The organism is Ruegeria sp. HKCCD7255, from assembly GCF_013031565.1.
In the GTDB taxonomy this organism is placed as follows: Bacteria; Pseudomonadota; Alphaproteobacteria; order Rhodobacterales; family Rhodobacteraceae; genus Ruegeria.
The window spans coordinates 1-1,970 of sequence record NZ_WQAG01000030.1 but is presented as its reverse complement, the minus strand read 5'-3'; the positions used below and the strand labels follow the sequence as shown (position 1 = coordinate 1,970).

General features: G+C 59.4%; 2 protein-coding genes. Both read right to left on the bottom strand.

What is annotated here, in order from left to right; translation table 11 throughout:
• Window positions 1-32: 32 nt before the first annotated feature.
• Window positions 33-758 carry a DUF5681 domain-containing protein gene (locus GOX45_RS21870; protein ID WP_171104077.1) on the bottom strand — a complete coding sequence of 242 codons (726 nt, stop codon included), beginning with the start codon at window positions 756-758 and terminating at the stop codon, window positions 33-35.
• Window positions 755-1,970: DNA methyltransferase (locus tag GOX45_RS21865; RefSeq protein WP_171104075.1), on the bottom strand; the 1,216-nt coding region annotated here is incomplete at its 5' end. The genes GOX45_RS21870 and GOX45_RS21865, both read right to left, overlap by 4 nt.

The window sequence follows — 1,970 nt, the reverse complement described above, 5'->3', positions numbered from 1 at the left end:
AGAAGGCATTTGCGAGCTGTTTGGCCTCGTTATCACTCCAACGCAGGTTGCTCGACCACCGCCAGCGCCGTGCTGATCCGCTCATACAACTCTTCGCCTGTCCGGATATGCCCTTCGAGATCTGCGATCTCATCGGGGTCGGTCTCGTGGACCAGTACTTCACGCAGTTGATCGACGTTGGCGCGGAGGTCCGGGAGCTTTTCTCGCCAATAGTCGAGTTCTTTTTTCTCTTCTTTGGTCATTGGACCAACAATACGGACCTCACCAGTTCGGAAGTCGATCTTGATGTGGTCCGGATGGGGGATAGGCTCGTCAATGGATTCTATCCCGGCTTCCGCGCGCCTGCGCAGTTCCCTTTCCCATTCAATCTTATAGGTCAGCGCCTTGTCCAGGTATTCTGCATGGAGAAGGCTGCGCGAGCTTTCGACCGAAGCCAGGAGCTCAGAGAAGAGCCGCTGCGCGCGATGCTGACCTTTCGCAGCGTTCACAGCCAGAGACCGCATGACCGCCTGCGCGATGGGGATAGTCACGCTTCGGTGCCCTTCCCGGATCGTGATGTCGCGGTACGCTTCGTCGAGAATGAGGTCCTTCATCCGTTCCTCATGCATGCCCGGACGTTTGTTCTTTGATCCCCTTGGGCGGCCCTTTGGATTGCCCGACTGGCCCGGTTTGAACCGGGTGCCTTTCGGCGGCTTGCCGTATCCCACGTCGTAGCCCGGGCGGGCCACGAGCGCACGCTTGTCCTTGTCGCTGCTCATTCCGCCGCCTCCAACGCCTTGGCGTCCGCCGGTGGTGCCCAGCCGCAGAGAACCTGTGCCGCCTCGTCCCTCGCATAGGCCTCCCAGCGGGCGATGATGCGATCGCAATAGATCTCGTCGAACTCGCTGAGATATCCGCGTCGGCCTGTCTTCTCGGCTGCGATCAGGGTAGACCCCGATCCGGCAAAGACATCCAGCACAATGTCGCCGCGTCCCGAGACATCCCGGATCGCGTCTGCGATCATCTGCACCGGCTTGACTGTCGGATGCAGCGCCAATTCCTCCATGCGCCCTGCCCGCATGGTGTTAACCCCGCGATACTCCCAGACATTAGTCCTGTAGCGCCCGTGCTGCCCCAACTCGAAAGTGTTGATATGCGGCGTATCCCCTTTCTTGAAGGCAAAGATTAATTCGTGCCGCGACCGGTAGAAGGTGCCCATGCCGCCATTGTCCTTGGCCCAGACAATCAGATTTTTGAGTTCATAATAGACCCCCTTCCCCGCGTGTAGCATCTCACCCATGTGACGCCAATCCATGCAAATGAAGTGAATGGACCCGTTGACGCTGTGATCGGCGAGATTGCGGAAGGCGCGCTGCAAAAAGCGCGTGAACTCCGACGCCGACATCTCACCTGACGCCATGGCAAACTCGCGATGTTGCGTTTTCCCGGAGTTGCCGACGTGACCCTCTATAGGGACGTTGTAAGGCGGATCCGTAAAGACCATCGTGGCCGTCGCGCCGTCCATCAGCCAGGTAATGGTGTCTGCATCCTGTGCGTCGCCGCAGATCAATCGATGCCGGCCGAGCTGCCAGATATCGCCCCGGTGCACACGGGCGGGCGCCTCATCCGGCACCGCTTCATCTGCAGGATCCCCCTCTTCTTCCGGCGTCACCGCATCCATCAAGGTATCGATTTCAGCGACAGAGAACCCGGTGATCTCTACATCAAAGTCCAGATCGTCGGACATCAGCGCCCCGAGTTCCGCTGCCAGCAGATCCTCATCCCAGCCAGCATTCAGCGCCAGCTTATTGTCCGCCAACACATAGGCGCGTTTCTCCGCCTCGGTCATATGCTCAAAGCGCAGACACGGTACGTGATCCATACCCAGCAACTTCGCCGCCGCAACCCGGCCATGCCCGGCAAGGATGGTGCCACCCTCGTCGATCAACACCGGGTTGGTGAACCCGAACTGCGCGATGCTATCGGCAATC